This window comes from Mesorhizobium sp. SP-1A (genome assembly GCF_032460275.1).
Taxonomy (GTDB): Bacteria; Pseudomonadota; Alphaproteobacteria; order Rhizobiales; family Rhizobiaceae; genus Mesorhizobium.
Genome location: NZ_JAVXZD010000001.1, coordinates 670,326 through 683,968, shown reverse-complemented (window position 1 = coordinate 683,968; position 13,643 = coordinate 670,326). Strand labels below are relative to the sequence as shown.

At 65.3% G+C, this 13,643-nt stretch carries 14 protein-coding genes; 8 read left to right on the top strand and 6 right to left on the bottom strand.

What is annotated here, in order from left to right:
- Nucleotides 1-16 precede the first annotated feature (16 nt).
- The gene (locus tag QU595_RS03280; RefSeq protein WP_315919132.1) at nucleotides 17-757 is read left to right on the top strand and encodes a phosphatase PAP2 family protein; all 741 of its coding nucleotides are present in this window, start codon (nucleotides 17-19) and stop codon (nucleotides 755-757) included.
- Here QU595_RS03280 and QU595_RS03275 read toward each other — a convergent pair.
- Entirely contained in the window at nucleotides 700-1,527 is an 828-nt protein-coding gene (locus tag QU595_RS03275) for a YiiX/YebB-like N1pC/P60 family cysteine hydrolase (protein WP_315919130.1), read from the bottom strand. The two genes, QU595_RS03280 and QU595_RS03275, sit on opposite strands and share 58 nt — an antisense overlap.
- Before the next feature lie 63 nt (nucleotides 1,528-1,590).
- Nucleotides 1,591-2,064 (bottom strand): CYTH domain-containing protein, encoded by a 474-nt coding sequence (locus tag QU595_RS03270; protein WP_315919128.1) that lies wholly within the window; start codon nucleotides 2,062-2,064, stop codon nucleotides 1,591-1,593.
- Nucleotides 2,065-2,312: 248 nt separating this feature from the next.
- Here QU595_RS03270 and QU595_RS03265 point away from each other — a divergent pair, with 248 nt between their 5' ends.
- From QU595_RS03265 to QU595_RS03245, 5 genes are all read left to right on the top strand, one after another.
- On the top strand, nucleotides 2,313-3,041 hold the full coding sequence (locus QU595_RS03265; protein WP_315919126.1) for a CerR family C-terminal domain-containing protein: 729 nt from the start codon (nucleotides 2,313-2,315) through the stop codon (nucleotides 3,039-3,041).
- Nucleotides 3,038-3,994, top strand: coding sequence for an HlyD family secretion protein (locus QU595_RS03260; protein WP_315919124.1), 957 nt, complete (start codon nucleotides 3,038-3,040; stop codon nucleotides 3,992-3,994). The genes QU595_RS03265 and QU595_RS03260 overlap by 4 nt, the downstream gene beginning before the upstream one ends.
- Nucleotides 3,995-4,063: 69 nt before the next feature.
- On the top strand, nucleotides 4,064-4,987 hold the full coding sequence (locus QU595_RS03255; protein WP_315920668.1) for an ABC transporter ATP-binding protein: 924 nt from the start codon (nucleotides 4,064-4,066) through the stop codon (nucleotides 4,985-4,987).
- A 219-nt stretch (nucleotides 4,988-5,206) separates the two neighbouring features.
- Nucleotides 5,207-6,343: an ABC transporter permease gene (locus QU595_RS03250; protein ID WP_315919123.1), complete on the top strand. Its 1,137-nt coding sequence runs from the start codon at nucleotides 5,207-5,209 to the stop codon at nucleotides 6,341-6,343.
- Between the two features lie 113 nt (nucleotides 6,344-6,456).
- Nucleotides 6,457-6,858 carry a hypothetical protein gene (locus QU595_RS03245; protein WP_315919122.1) on the top strand — a complete coding sequence of 134 codons (402 nt, stop codon included), beginning with the start codon at nucleotides 6,457-6,459 and terminating at the stop codon, nucleotides 6,856-6,858.
- Nucleotides 6,859-6,944: 86 nt separating this feature from the next.
- On the opposite strand, the gene QU595_RS03240 is transcribed toward QU595_RS03245, so the two are convergent.
- Nucleotides 6,945-7,265 carry a hypothetical protein gene (locus QU595_RS03240; RefSeq protein WP_315919120.1) on the bottom strand — a complete coding sequence of 107 codons (321 nt, stop codon included), beginning with the start codon at nucleotides 7,263-7,265 and terminating at the stop codon, nucleotides 6,945-6,947.
- A gap of 155 nt (nucleotides 7,266-7,420) precedes the next feature.
- Here QU595_RS03240 and mbfA point away from each other — a divergent pair, with 155 nt between their 5' ends.
- Entirely contained in the window at nucleotides 7,421-8,404 is a 984-nt protein-coding gene (gene mbfA, locus QU595_RS03235) for an iron exporter MbfA (protein ID WP_315919119.1), read from the top strand.
- A gap of 38 nt (nucleotides 8,405-8,442) precedes the next feature.
- On the opposite strand, the gene ligD is transcribed toward mbfA, so the two are convergent.
- Together ligD and QU595_RS03225 are read right to left on the bottom strand one after the other, a co-directional pair.
- Complete coding sequence (gene ligD, locus QU595_RS03230) at nucleotides 8,443-10,953, bottom strand: DNA ligase D (protein ID WP_315919118.1); 2,511 nt, start codon at nucleotides 10,951-10,953, stop codon at nucleotides 8,443-8,445.
- 18 nt (nucleotides 10,954-10,971) lie between these two features.
- Nucleotides 10,972-11,850 (bottom strand): Ku protein, encoded by an 879-nt coding sequence (locus tag QU595_RS03225; protein ID WP_315919116.1) that lies wholly within the window; start codon nucleotides 11,848-11,850, stop codon nucleotides 10,972-10,974.
- 334 nt (nucleotides 11,851-12,184) lie between these two features.
- Here QU595_RS03225 and QU595_RS03220 point away from each other — a divergent pair, with 334 nt between their 5' ends.
- Entirely contained in the window at nucleotides 12,185-12,328 is a 144-nt protein-coding gene (locus tag QU595_RS03220; protein ID WP_315919115.1) for a hypothetical protein, read from the top strand.
- A gap of 180 nt (nucleotides 12,329-12,508) precedes the next feature.
- On the opposite strand, the gene cysK is transcribed toward QU595_RS03220, so the two are convergent.
- On the bottom strand, nucleotides 12,509-13,489 hold the full coding sequence (cysK, locus tag QU595_RS03215; protein ID WP_315919113.1) for a cysteine synthase A: 981 nt from the start codon (nucleotides 13,487-13,489) through the stop codon (nucleotides 12,509-12,511).
- Between the last annotated feature and the right edge of the window lie 154 nt (nucleotides 13,490-13,643).

Below are 13,643 nucleotides of genomic sequence, written 5' to 3'. Positions count from 1 at the left end.
GACGAAGGATGCCTGCATGAAACGAGACGGGTCCAGGCTCATCGGCCGGGTCGAATTTCCCCTGCTGCTGGGCGGCTTGATCATAGTCGGCTGCCTGTGGGGTTTCGTCGAGATGATGGAGGCAGCGCGTTCGGCAGCGCCGCACAGCTTCGATACCGACATATTGCTGGCGCTGCGCCAGCCCGGCCACACCGACGTCCCGATCGGCCCGCGCTGGCTGCAGGAGACGATGCGCGACGTCACCAGCCTCGGCAGCATCAGCATCCTGGCGCCGGTGACGGCCGCAACGGTCGGCTACTTCCTGGTCACGCGGCGGCCGCGGACGGCGCTGTTCATGTTCCTGGCCGTGGCGGGCGGCCAGTTGATCGGCACGCTGACCAAGCTGGGCGTCGAGCGGCCGCGCCCGGAACTGGTGTCGCACCTGATGGATGTCAGCACCTATTCCTTCCCGAGCGGGCACGCCTTGATGTCGGCCGTGACCTATCTGACGCTCGGCTCGCTGGCGGCGCGTTCCCTCGATGGCCGCGCGGCGCGCGCCTATGTGCTGCTTCTGGCCGTGGCCGTGACATTGCTCGTCGGCTTCAGCCGCATCTATCTCGGCGTGCACTGGCCGTCGGACGTGCTGGGCGGCTGGTTCGCCGGCTTCGCCTGGGCGCTGCTGTGCTGGCTGGCAGCCCGGCTGCTGCAGCGCCGCCGCGATCAGGCATCCCCTCCCTCCAGCACGGACAGCGAAGCCGGCTCCTTGCCTGCCCGCTGATCGCTCCAGACCAGCGAGCGGTAATCGAAACCGTATTCCAGCGTCGGTTTGACGATGCGGAAATAGGGCGACAGGTCGAAATCGCGCGGCGTGTAGAGCGAGTGGTGACGTATGTGCAGGATTTCCTGTCTGGAATAACGCGATTGCGCCGAAGCGCGCCCCGGCGCCAGCGTGATCTCGGGCAGGATCGGATAGCGGATGGCGCCATAGGCCTCCGCGATCAGCGTCGAGCAGACCGCCCGCGTCGGATCGCCCGAGCCGAAGGCGATCATGCGCCGGCGCCAGCGCACCGGCACCGGCGGCGTCGGCAGGAAATAGCGCAGCATATCGAAGATGTTCTTCAGGTCGTAGCGCATGCCGATGCGCTCGACCATGAAGGAGACGACGCGCTCGCGGTCTTCCGGCGACAGACCGCTGGCGCGGCAGATACGGGTATTGTAGGTGCGATAGCGCGACAACGGCACCGCCACGCAGCCGAGGCCCATCGTCACCTCGATCAGGCGCGGCCGCTCCGAACCGTCGTCCGGTTCCGGCAAGGCATCGCCGACATAAAGCGCGGCGTGCGACCAGGTGGACTGGGTCAGGTACTTGATCGCCGCCGAAATCTTCTGGTTGCCTTCCACCAGGAGAATATCGCCCGGCTGGAGCACGCGGCGCAGGGTTTCGGGATCCGACGGCGTATAGGGTTCATAACCCGAACATTCGTCCTGGAGCCGCTCCGCCAGCCAGCGGCCGATCCTGTCCATCAAGGTTTCAGCGGGCGCCGTCATGGTTCATCCCGGGAAGGCGGGTTTCCTGCACCGCAAGCGGGCCGGCACGGATAGGATGCCCAATCATCGCACAGGTTCCGGAAAACCGTTCAACGCCAGCGAGGCGTTGGAATAGCGCATGTCGCCGGTCACCTCCGCGCCGAGCCATGGCGGCAACATGTCGTCGGGCACGGCGTCGGGCGTTTCCAGTTCGGCGATCACCATCCCGTCGAACACGTCGTTGAACACGTCGACCTCGTAGAGATAGCCGCGATGGCGGACGTGATGGCGGGTCTTGCGGATGACCTTGCCCACGGCAAACTGCATCATCTCGCGGGCGTCGGCGATCGGAACGGTGTATTCGAACTCGTCGCGCGCGGCGAGGTCCGAACCGAATTTCAGGGTGAGCTTGGCGCTTCGGCCGTTGCTGATGCGCAGCCGCACCGAGCGTTCGGAAGAGATCGCGATATAGAACTGCACAAAGGAAATGCTTGTTTCGCTGGCCTCGCGCCACGATCCGTCCCTCACCAGAAACTTGCGCTCGATTTCCTTGGCCATGCCGAAATAAAGCGCGCCGGCCCAGGCAAATCAACCATGTGCGGCGGCCGGCGCTCATCCGTCCGGCAACAAGTCCTCAACGCCCGGATTCCGGGGTGAGCCTTGGCGCCGATGTCGCCAAGCAGGCCGGAAACGACCGCGGCCGATCCATGTCCATCGCCTAGCCTGCCCGACTAACCGCAGAACGGCGGATCGCAGGCGCGGCAATCCAAATTGACCTTAATCATTCGATTGATTAAAGTCATGGAATGATCGTCAGAGACCAGAACGCGCAGCCGGAGAGCCAGGGTCCGGCCTCCTCCGCCGATGCCACCCGCATGGCGCTGATCCGCGCGGCGATGCACCTGTTCGGCCAGGAAGGCTTCGAAGGCACGTCCACGCGCCGCATCGCGACCATGGCCAAGGCCAATATCGGCTCCATCGCCTACCATTTCGGCGGCAAGGAAGGGCTGCGCGCGGCGGTGGCCGATCACATCGTGGAAACGGTGCGATCGGTGGCCCGGCAGGCGCTCGGCGACCTCGCGATGCCCGGCGCTCCATTGCCGCCGGCCGAAGCGCGCGCGCAACTTGCCGCCGTGGCCGAACGCATGGTGGCCTTCCTGGTCGCCCAGCCCGAAGCCGGCCAGATCGCGCAATTCCTGCTCAGGGAGCTTTCGCATCCTTCGGCCGCCATCGACCGTGTCTATTCCGGCGTGTTCGAGCCGGTGCACAAGCGGCTTTGCGCCGTCTGGGAGCAAGCGACCGGCGAGCCGGCCGAAAGCGAGGAGACCCGGCTCACCGTCTTCTCGATGATCGGACAGGTCGTCTATTTCCGAATCGGCCGCGAGCCGGTGATGCGCCGCATGGGCTGGAAGGAAATAGGCCCGGCCGAAGCCGCCAAGGTGGGCGCGATCATCGCGGGAAATCTCGAGGCGATGCTGGCGGCGCACGCCACGGCGGATCCCGGCCGTGCCGCAGACACGGAGAACGACGCATGAGCCTTTTGTGCGCCCTGCCGCTGGCCGCCCAGCTCTTTTCCGCCTGCGCAACACCGGCGCCGCTGGCCGTGGGCTATGTGGAGGGCGATTTCGTGCTGCTGGCGCCGATCGAGGTCGCGACGGTCGAAACAGTGTCCGTGAAGCGCGGCGACCGGGTCGAACCCGGCGCGCCGCTGGTTAAGCTGGAGGATTCGGATGCCCGCAGCGCGGTGGCGCAGGCGCAGGCGGCGCTTGCCCAGGCACGGGCGCAACTCGCGAACTTGCAGGTCGGCAAGCGGCCCGAGGAAATCGCCGTGCTGGAGGCGGCGGTCCGCTCGGCCAAGGCGCAATCCGACGACGCCAACCGCACGCTGGAACGCACGCGCGACCTTTTGAAGCGCGGGGTGGCCACGCAGGCGCAATATGACGACGCCGCCACCCAGGCCGCGGTCGCGGAGGCAGCGATCGGCCAGAGCGACGCCAATCTGGCGGTCGGGCGACTGCCGGCCCGGCCGGAGGAGATCAAGGCGGCGGAAAACCAGGTGAAGCAGTCGCGGGCCGCGCTCGACCAGGCGAATTGGCGGCTTTCCAAGCGCGTTCTCACCGCTCCCTCGCCCGGCCGCATCAACGACGTCATCCGCAACCCCGGCGACACGGCGGGTCCGACGGCACCGGTGCTTTCGATGCTGCCGGACGGTGCCGTCAAGCTGACCGTCTACATTCCGGAAGCCGCCTTCGCCTCGGTCAAGGTCGGGTCCGAGCTTTCGGTCCGCTGCGACGGCTGCGGCGAGGGGCTGAAAGCCAGGGTGAGCTACGTCTCGCCGGACCCCGAATTCACCCCGCCGGTGATCTACTCGCTCGAGAACCGGCAGAAGCTGGTCTACCTCGTGGAGGCGCATCCGGAAGGCAAAGCGGACGCCCTGCAGCCGGGCCAGATCGTGGATGTGGATATCGCAGCAAAGACAAGGGAATAGGAGGAACAAGGCGGAAGGGAAAAGCATGCTCCCCTGCTTCCTGGATCCCCTGCTCCCCTCATGGCAGCCATGAACGCAATCGACGTCAGGAACCTGGTCAAGCGCTTCGGCGACAGGACCGTCGTGGATCACGTTTCCATGACGGTGGCCGAGGGCGAGATCGTCGGCTTCCTCGGCCCCAACGGCTCCGGCAAGACGACCACCATCCGCATGATGTGCGGGCTGCTGACCCCCGACGAGGGCGAAGGCACGGTGCTTGGCTACGATCTCAGGAGCGAAAGCCTGAAGATCAAGCGCGAGGTCGGCTACATGACCCAGCGCTTCTCCTTCTACGAAGACCTGACCATTGCCGAAAACCTCGAATTCGTGGCGCGGCTCTACGAGCTGCGTCCGGTCGCCGACCATGTGGACCGCACGCTGGAGGATCTGGGCCTGACCTCGCGCCGCGACCAGCTTGCCGGCACGCTTTCGGGCGGCTGGAAACAGCGGCTGGCGCTGGCCGCCTGCATCATGCACCAGCCGAAGCTGCTGCTGCTCGACGAGCCCACCGCCGGCGTCGATCCCAAGGCGCGGCGCGAGTTCTGGGACGAGATCCACCGGCTGGCGCATGGCGGACTGACGGTGCTGGTCTCGACGCACTACATGGACGAGGCCGAGCGCTGCCACCGCATCTCCTACATCTCCTACGGCAAGATGCTGGCCACGGGCACGGTAGACGAGGTGGTGAAGAATGCCGGGCTCACCACCTTCGTGGTGCAGGGACCGAACCTCGATGCCGTGGCGCGCGAACTGGAGAGCCGGCCCGGCGTGGAACAGGTGGCGCCGTTCGGCGCGACTCTGCATGTCGTCGGTTCGGATCGAAAGGCGCTGGAGGCGGCGCTGGCCGACATCGGCAAGGCGCACAAGGGCGTCACCGCCGCCCCCGGCGAGACCAGCCTCGAAGACGTGTTCATCCAGTTCATGGCCGGGTCGAAGGACAACATGGCGCAATGAGAAGCGGTATTTTTTCCTCTGCGCCGGCCAGGCGCGGCGCCCCACCCTCCCCCTTGTGGGGAGGGTCGACGAGAACGCTATGCGAAGCAGAGCGATCAAGGCGGGGTGGGGGTTGGGGATCTAACTTGCTGGCAGACCCCACCCCGTCTCGCGTGTTTTGCCCTGCAAAACACGCGCGCCGACCCTCCCCACAAGGGGGAAGGTAAAGGTGTCGCTCCCATGAACACCGTCTTCTCCCTGTCCCGGCTGCGCGCCCTGCTGGCCAAGGAATTCATCCAGATGCGGCGCGACCGCGTCACCTTCGCCATGATGCTGGGCGTGCCGCTGATGCTTCTGGTGCTGTTCGGCTTCGCCATCAACAACGATCCCAAGCGGCTGCCGGCCGCGCTGCTGGCGATGAGCAACGACCAGTACACGCGCGCCATGGTGGTGGCGCTGGAGAACACCAACTACTACCGCTTCGACCACATCGCGCAGACGCAGGGAGAGGCCGATCTGCTGCTGGCGCGCGGCGACGTCGCCTTCGTGGTCACGATTCCCGCCGATTTCGGCAAGCGCGTCGAACGCGGCGACCATCCGCAGATTCTGGTCGAGGCCGACGCCACCGATCCTGCCGCCGCCAGCGGCGCGGTCGCGACGCTGGGCACCGTCGCTTCCCAGGCGCTGCTGCGCGCCCAGGGCATGGAGGCGATGGCGAAGGAGCAGGCCGCCGGCCAACTACAGATCGTGGTGCACCACCTCTACAATCCCGAAGGCATCTCGCAATACAACATCGTGCCCGGCCTGCTCGGCGTGATCCTGCAGATGACCATGGTGATGATGACGGCCATGGCGCTGACGCGCGAGACCGAGCGCGGCACCATGGAAAACCTGCTGGCGATGCCCGCGAGCCCCGCCGAGATCATGCTGGGCAAGGTGCTGCCCTATGCCGGCGTGGGCGCGGTGCAGGTTGTGGTGGTGCTGATCGCCGCCAAGCTGTTGTTCTCGGTGCCGTTCGTGGGCGGCTTGCCGCTGCTGTTGTCGAGCATCCTGGTCTTCGTGCTCGGGCTGGTGCTGCTCGGCTACACCATTTCCACCGTGTCGCGCACGCAGATGCAGGCCATGCAGCTCACCTTCTTCTTCTTCCTGCCCTCGATCCTGCTTTCGGGCTTCATGTTCCCCTATCGCGGCATGCCGGGCTGGGCGCAGAAGCTCGGCGAAATCTTCCCGCTCACGCATTTCCTGCGCATCGTGCGCGCGGTGATGCTGAAAGGCGCGACGCTGCCCGCCGTGGCGCCCGAAATAATCTGGTTGCTGGGGTTCGTGGTGCTGTTCGCCACGATGGCGCTGCTGCGCTTCCGCCGCACGCTGGACTGACGACGCAAGCCGCCAATACGCGTCCGCTCACCTAATATTTCGGGCATGGGCAAAAAACTGACTTGAACCGGAAGGGATATCCCTGCGTTTAGCCGCAGCAACAGGAGGTACCCATGAACAAGATTCTCCACGCGGCAATACTCGCCATTTCCGTCGCCGCCACGGCCTTTCCGGTTTCCGGGGCTTCCGCCCAGGACCTCAACATCCAGATCGGCCCGGACGGTCCCAAGGTCCGGATGCGGGACAATTGCGATCCCCGCTACGACGACAATTGCTACGATCGGCGCGATAGCCGGCGCGACTGGCGCGAGGATCGCCGCGACGACTATGGCGAATACCGCCGCGACGAATGCACGCCCGATCGCGCGCTGCGCAAGGCCGAGCGCATGGGCATCCGCCGGGCCCGCATCGAGTCGGTCGGACGGCGCACCATCAACATCATCGGCCGTTCGCGCGGCGATCGGGTCATCGTGACCTTCGACCGCAGCGACCGCTGGTGCCCGGTGCTTCGCTGACCGCGGCTCGGCCGAAACCAGGTAAAAAGGGAGCGTTGTTCGGCGCTCCCTTTTCTTTTGGCCCCGGCTTTAGGGCGAAGTGCCCGTCAGCCCAGAAGCGCCCTCTTGCGCTTGGTGCCGCCGACCTTTCGCCAGGCGTTGAAACGGTGGGTGGCGGCGGCGAAGGAGATCTTCATCTGCTGCGCCACCGTGTAGCGCGACTTGCCCTCGTCGAACATGCGGTAGCAGCACTCCACCCCTTCCTCGGTCAGTTTGCCGTCAGGGCTCTTGTTGTGCGGATTGGCCGGATCGAATTTTTCCACCGGCTGGGCCAGCAGGCCCTTGAGGCGTTCAAGATCCGCCTCGATCGACGCGATGAGTTCCAGCGCCGGCTTGGGATCGAACGCTTCGGCACGCTTTGCGGTCATGCTACGGATTTCCTTCCTGATCGTCGGCCTTTTCATATAGGCTAATGTTTGCCGATAAAAAGACCGGCATTACGCATTCGGCGAACCCGCTTCCGGTTGACCCGCACACGCAAACTATCTAGTTTAGAACCATTCTAAACTAGAGTATCACAATCATGCTTTCCCGCGTCTTCGGCTTCGGCCGCCGGTCCTTCGATTCCCTGTCCGAGCAGGAAGTCCTGGCGCTCGCCATCTCCTCCGAGGAGGACGACGCCCGCATCTACCGCGCGTATGCCGACGGACTGTCGCAGGATTTCCCGCATTCGGCCAAGCTGTTCGAGGAGATGGCCGCGGAGGAGGACGGGCACCGCGAGGCGCTGATAGACCTGCACCGCAAGCGCTTCGGCGACCGCATCCCGCTGATCCGGCGCGAACACGTGCGCGGCTATTACCAGCGCAAGCCCGACTGGCTGGTGCGGCCGCTGGGCATCGACCATGTGCGCGGGCAGGCGGCGGAAATGGAACGGCAGGCGCAGCTTTTCTACGTCGCCGCAGCCAAACGGAGTTCGGATGCCTCCACGCGCAAGCTCCTGGGCGCGCTGGCCGCTGCCGAACAGGGCCACGAATCGCTGGCGGAATCGCTGGAGCGCAAGCATGTGCCCGCAGAAGCCAAGGAAGAAGAAAGCGCCGCCGAGCGGCGGCAGTTCATCCTGACCTATGTCCAGCCGGGCCTTGCCGGGCTGATGGACGGTTCGGTGTCGACGCTGGCGCCGATCTTCGCGGCCGCCTTCGCCACGCACGACACCTGGCAGACCTTCCTCGTCGGCCTCGCCGCCTCCATCGGCGCCGGCATCTCCATGGGTTTCACCGAAGTCGCCTCCGACGACGGCAGGCTGTCGGGACGCGGCTCGCCGATCAAGCGCGGCTTAACAACCGGCATCATGACGGCGCTGGGCGGGCTCGGCCATGCCCTGCCCTACCTGATCCCGCATTTCTGGACGGCGACCGGCGTCGCGGCCGTGGTGGTGTTCTTCGAACTGTGGGCCATCGCCTTCGTGCAGAACCGCTACATGGAAACGCCATTCCTGCGCGCCGCCTTCCAGGTGGTGCTCGGCGGCGCGCTGGTGTTCGCAGCCGGCATCCTGATCGGCAACGCCTGAAGGACCCGCCGGCTCGGTGCGGCTGGTTTCTACCGCGCCTATCCGCGCTTCAGCGCCTTGGCCCTCGCAAAGAAATCCGCCCACGGGTCATCGCCGGCAAGCCGCTTCAGCGTGGTCTTGTCGCCGATCGGGAAGGCGTTGGGCGGCAGGCCGTGCTCGATCTCCTTCCACGTCACCGGCATGGACACCGTCGCGCCCTTCTTGGCCCGCGACGAATAGGGCGCCACGGTGGTGGAGCCGCGTCCGTTGCGCAGATAGTCGATGAAGATCCTGCCCGTCCGCGCCTTCTTCGACAGCGTGGCGGTGTAGCGGTCCGGCGCGGCCTGCTCCATGGCCCGGGCGAAATCATGCGCGAAGCCCTTCACCTCGTCCCATTTGGCGGCGGGCTTCAGCGGTACCATGACATGGTAGCCCTTGCCGCCAGAGGTCTTGACGAAGGTGGGCAGCTTCAGTTCCTCCAGCCGGGCGCGGATATCGAGCGCGGCCCGGCGAACGACCTCGACTGCGACGCCTTCGTCGGGGTCCAGATCGAAGACGATCTGATCGGGAGTATCGATCTTGTCGACCGTGCAGCCCCAGATGTGGATTTCCACCACGCCCATCTGCACCAGGGCAGCGACGCCGTCAAAATCCTTGATGAACAGGATCTCCTCGCCATCCTCCGGGTCCTTGGAACGCTGGATATGGTCGCTCATGCCGGGCGAGGCATGCTTCTGGAAGAAGCGCTGGCCGTCCACTCCGTCCGGCGCGCGCACCAGCGCCAGCGGACGGTTGACCACGAAAGGCTCCATGCGCGGCCATACCAGCGCATAATGGTCGAGCAGGTCATGCTTGGACACCTTCTCGGCCGGCCAAAGCAGCTTGTCGGGATGGCTGAGTTTCACCGTGGTTTTCGCGCTCCCTCTCGACGGACCGGCCGGGCGCTTCGATCCAGCCTTCGCCTTGGCGGCGGGCGCGCCCGGCTCTTCCTGCACGACTTCCTCCGCCGGCTTGTCTTCGCGCAGGCCCTGGAAGGAAGCATGGCGGATTATACGATCCGACGTCCAGGCGCGGAACTCCACTTCCGCGACCAGGTCCGGCCTGACCCAGACGAGCCCCCTGCCCCCGGGCACCTTGCCCGCGAAAGGCGATTTCGCCGCCTTCAACGCATCGAGCCGCTTCTTGAGGTCATCCGCGGCCGCGGTCGAAAAACCGGTGCCGACGCGCCCGGCATAGGTCAGCTTGCCGCCCTCGTGATAGCCGACCAGCAGCGAGCGCAGGCCGCGCCCGGTCTTGTCCGAGGGCAGATAACCGCCGATGACGAATTCCTGGCGCTGCGTGCATTTCGACTTGATCCAGCTAAGTCCCCGGCCGCTGCGGTAGGGCGATTCCGCGCGTTTCGAGACCACGCCTTCCAGCCCCAGCCGGCAGGCGTGTTCCAGCATCACCTTGCCCGGCTCCACGAAATGATCGCTGAAGCGCAACGGCGAATCCTGCGGTTGGTCGCCGAGAAGCTCCCTCAGCCGCTCCTTGCGTTCCACCAGCGGCTCGCCGCGCAGATCCTCGCCGTTCAACCGCATCAGGTCGAACACGTAGTAGATCATGCGGTTCGTGCGCTTCGCCGAAAGATCGGCCTGCAGCAGCGAGAAGGAGGAGATGCCGTTGTCGCCCAGCACCACGATCTCGCCGTCCAGCACGGCATCTGAGCATTTCAGCCCGGCCAGCGCGGCCAAAATGCCGCCGCCGAACCTTTCCGTCCAGTCGAGCCCGTTGCGGGTGAGCAGTCTGACCTCGGTGCCGGCGATCTGCGCCTGCATGCGGTAGCCGTCGAACTTCACCTCGTGCAGCCATTCCTTGCCCGACGGCGCGTCCTTTTCCAGCGTGGCGAGCGCCGGCTCGACGAATTCCGGCATGCGCGCCGCCTTGGCGCGCCCCTTGGCCGTCGCCGGCTTATCGGAATGCCAGACCCTGGGCTTTTCGCCTTTGGCCGCCTTGCCTTCGCCGACCTCCTCGACGCTCAGGCCGGACTTCACCGAATCCGGCGCCTCCTGCAGAATGTCCTCGCCGGGGCGGGCCGCCGCGTCGGCCGACTTGATCAACAGCCAGTTGTCGCGCTTCTCGCCGGGGCGCGGCTTCAACCGCACCAGATGCCATTTGCCGTTGAGCTTGTGGCCGTGCAGCTCGAAGTCGATATGGCCCTTCTTCATGCCCAGAGCGGGATCGTGCTCCGGCACCCAGGTGCCCTCGTCCCAGACGATCACCGAACCGCCGCCATATTCGCCCTTGGGGATGGTGCCCTCGAAGGAGGCGTATTCGATCGGATGGTCCTCGACATGGACGGCCAGCCGTTTTTCGTGCGGATCGAGGCTCGGCCCGCGCGTGACCGCCCAGCTCCACAGCACGCCGTCATGCTCCAGCCTGAAATCGTAATGCAGCCGGGTCGCCGCGTGTTTCTGGACCACGAAGATGCCGCCCGCCCCGGACTTCGCGGCGGCGCGCGCCGTCTTGCCCGCCGGTTCCGACGTCCTCGCGAAATCGCGCTTCGAACGGTATTGCTCCAGATCAGCCATTGAGGGGCCGCACCATGCCTAGGCCGACTTGCGCTTCGGGGCGGGTTTGGACTTCGGCTCCGGGGCCTTGCGCTTCGAGGATTTCGTCGCCTTCACGGACGTCGCGTCCTCCTCGCCTTCGTCGGCGGCCAGGCTCTTCTTCAGCGCGTCGAACAGATTGACCACATTGGACGGCTTCTCGGCCGGCTTGGCCTTCGGCGCCTTCTTGCCGGCCTTCTTGGCGCGGACGAGCTCCAGAAGCGCTTCCTCGTATTTGTCCTCGAAGGTCGAGGGATCGAACGTCGTCGCCTTCTTGTCGATGATGTGGACGGCGAGGTCGATCATCTCCTTGTCGATCTTGACCGCCTTGATGTCGTCGAACACGACGCCGGGCTGGCGCACCGTGCTGTCGTAGCGCAACGTGGTCAGCACCATGCCCCTGCCCAGCGGCTCGATCACCACCGGCCGCTCCCGGCGATAGAGCACGATGCGGGCGAGCCCGGCCTTTTTCTTGGCGGCGAGCGCCTCGCGGATGACGGCGAAGGCGTCCTCCGACACCTTGTCGGCGGGACTGAGGTAATAGGGCGTATCGAGATAGATCTGCTGGATGGACGTCTTGTCGACGAAACCGTCGAGGCTGAGCATGTTGGAGGATTCCACCCGCACGGCCTCGATCTCGTCCTCCTCGATATGGACGAATTCGCCGCTGTCGACCTCGTAGCCCTTGATCTCGTCGCCGTCCTCCACCGGCTTGCCCGTCTCGGAATCCACATAGATGCGCTTGACGGTATTTCCGGTCTTGCGATTCAGCACCCGGAACGAAACCTTTTCGGCGTGGGTGACGACGTTGGTCAGTTCGACCGCGCAGGTGACGAGTGAAAGCTTGAGATAGCCTCTCCAGGCCGGACGCGGCGCCATGGCGGACTCCTTCGACAAGCATTAGCAACGCACGGGAAACGGCACGGTTCCTGTCGCCGCGGGATCGCCACGCCAATTAAGGACCTGCAACGAAAAACGAAACAAAACGCAAGCCCAGCGACATAATCACGAAACTTGCGTGTTGGAAAAAGCACACAAGCGTGAAACCCGCCGAAAGGCACCGAAACGCCCCGAATCAGCCGCAATCCAGCCACGATGCGGGGCATTTTTCGGGAAAGATTAACATCGCGTTCACCGAAGATTCACGCATGAACGCTAAGGTGTCCGCAATTCGGAAGGGACATCCGAAAACGGGACAGGGACTGGATTTGTAATGCGTATCTTCACACTGATAACGGGGCTGATCGCCGCCCTTCGCGAGTTCGTTTCACCGACCTACCGGCCGGAGCGCCACTATATGCGCGGCCCCGGCCCTGCCTGCGCACGCCGCGGCGACACGTTCGGGCCGGCGCACTGAACCGAGACCGGGAACTGGTCATGAGCTTCGCAACGACGCTGGAAAGCCGGCACGACAGCCGTGTCTGCCGACCCGGCACGGCCGCACGCCGCGCCACGACCTACAGGCCGCAGCGCCTCAAGTAAGATTCTGCAAGCGCCGCGCCGTTCGCGGCGCTTCGCGCATCCGGAACCGGGACGTTCAGGTTCCAAGCCCCTCGAACAGGATCGTCGACAGATAGCGCTCGGCAAAGGAGGGGACGATCACCACGAGATTCTTGCCCGCATTTTCCGCCCGCGCGCCGACGACGGCCGCGGCCTGCAGCGCCGCGCCGGACGAGATGCCGACCGGCACGCCTTCCAGCCGCGCCACGAGGCGGGCATTGGCCACGGCGTCCTCGTTCGAAACCGTCACCACCTCGTCATAGATCGCGGTGTCGAGGACTTTCGGCGCGAAACCTGCGCCGATGCCCTGGATCTTGTGCGGTCCCGGCTGGCCGCCGGACAGCACCGGCGAGGCTTCCGGCTCCACCGCCACGACCTGAACCGAGGGCTTGCGCTGCTTCAATATCTGGCCGACGCCGGTGATGGTGCCGCCCGTGCCGATGCCGGAAACGAGGATATCGACATCGCCTTGCGTGTCGTTCCAGATCTCCTCGGCGGTGGTGCGGCGATGGATGTCGGGATTGGCGGCATTCTCGAATTGCTGCGGAATGACGGCGTCCGGCAAGGTGGCGGCAAGTTCGTCGGCCTTGGCGATGGCGCCCTTCATGCCCTTGGCGCCCTCGGTCAGCACCAGTTCGGCGCCAAGCAGCACCAGCATCTTGCGGCGCTCCACCGACATGGTTTCGGGCATGGTCAGGATCAGCTTGTAGCCCTTGGCGGCGGCCGCGAAGGCCAGGGCGATGCCGGTGTTGCCCGAAGTCGGCTCGATCAGCGTGGTGCGGCCCGGCATGATGCGGCCGGCAGCCTCCAGCGCCTCGATCATGGCGACGCCGATCCGGTCCTTGACCGAGGCGATCGGGTTGAAGAACTCGAGCTTGGCCATGAGATTGGCGACGACGCCCTTTTCCCTGGCGAACTTGTCGAGCCGCACCAGCGGCGTGTCGCCGATCGTCTCGGTGATCGAATTGTAGACGCGGCCGCGGCCGGGCACGCGCGCGGAGGTGACGGGCTTGTTCATCTGCTATGCTCCAATGCGCGAAGGCGACACGCGCTGTTCCGAAGCGCCGAAGATAGGGCGAGGCAAGCGATTATCCGAGTGGGCCGCATGCTGAAAGCGGCATGTTTCCGGTAAAATATTCCGGATACTCCAGGTTAATCGGAATGATTTCGCG

Coding starts and splice junctions, on each gene's coding strand:
- QU595_RS03280 (WP_315919132.1), top strand. CDS start 17: ATGAAACGAGACGGGTCCAGGCTCATCGGCCGGGTCGAATTTCCCCTG.
- QU595_RS03275 (WP_315919130.1), bottom strand. CDS start 1,527: ATGACGGCGCCCGCTGAAACCTTGATGGACAGGATCGGCCGCTGGCTG.
- QU595_RS03270 (WP_315919128.1), bottom strand. CDS start 2,064: ATGGCCAAGGAAATCGAGCGCAAGTTTCTGGTGAGGGACGGATCGTGG.
- QU595_RS03265 (WP_315919126.1), top strand. CDS start 2,313: ATGATCGTCAGAGACCAGAACGCGCAGCCGGAGAGCCAGGGTCCGGCC.
- QU595_RS03260 (WP_315919124.1), top strand. CDS start 3,038: ATGAGCCTTTTGTGCGCCCTGCCGCTGGCCGCCCAGCTCTTTTCCGCC.
- QU595_RS03255 (WP_315920668.1), top strand. CDS start 4,064: ATGAACGCAATCGACGTCAGGAACCTGGTCAAGCGCTTCGGCGACAGG.
- QU595_RS03250 (WP_315919123.1), top strand. CDS start 5,207: ATGAACACCGTCTTCTCCCTGTCCCGGCTGCGCGCCCTGCTGGCCAAG.
- QU595_RS03245 (WP_315919122.1), top strand. CDS start 6,457: ATGAACAAGATTCTCCACGCGGCAATACTCGCCATTTCCGTCGCCGCC.
- QU595_RS03240 (WP_315919120.1), bottom strand. CDS start 7,265: ATGACCGCAAAGCGTGCCGAAGCGTTCGATCCCAAGCCGGCGCTGGAA.
- mbfA (WP_315919119.1), top strand. CDS start 7,421: ATGCTTTCCCGCGTCTTCGGCTTCGGCCGCCGGTCCTTCGATTCCCTG.
- ligD (WP_315919118.1), bottom strand. CDS start 10,953: ATGGCTGATCTGGAGCAATACCGTTCGAAGCGCGATTTCGCGAGGACG.
- QU595_RS03225 (WP_315919116.1), bottom strand. CDS start 11,850: ATGGCGCCGCGTCCGGCCTGGAGAGGCTATCTCAAGCTTTCACTCGTC.
- QU595_RS03220 (WP_315919115.1), top strand. CDS start 12,185: ATGCGTATCTTCACACTGATAACGGGGCTGATCGCCGCCCTTCGCGAG.
- cysK (WP_315919113.1), bottom strand. CDS start 13,489: ATGAACAAGCCCGTCACCTCCGCGCGCGTGCCCGGCCGCGGCCGCGTC.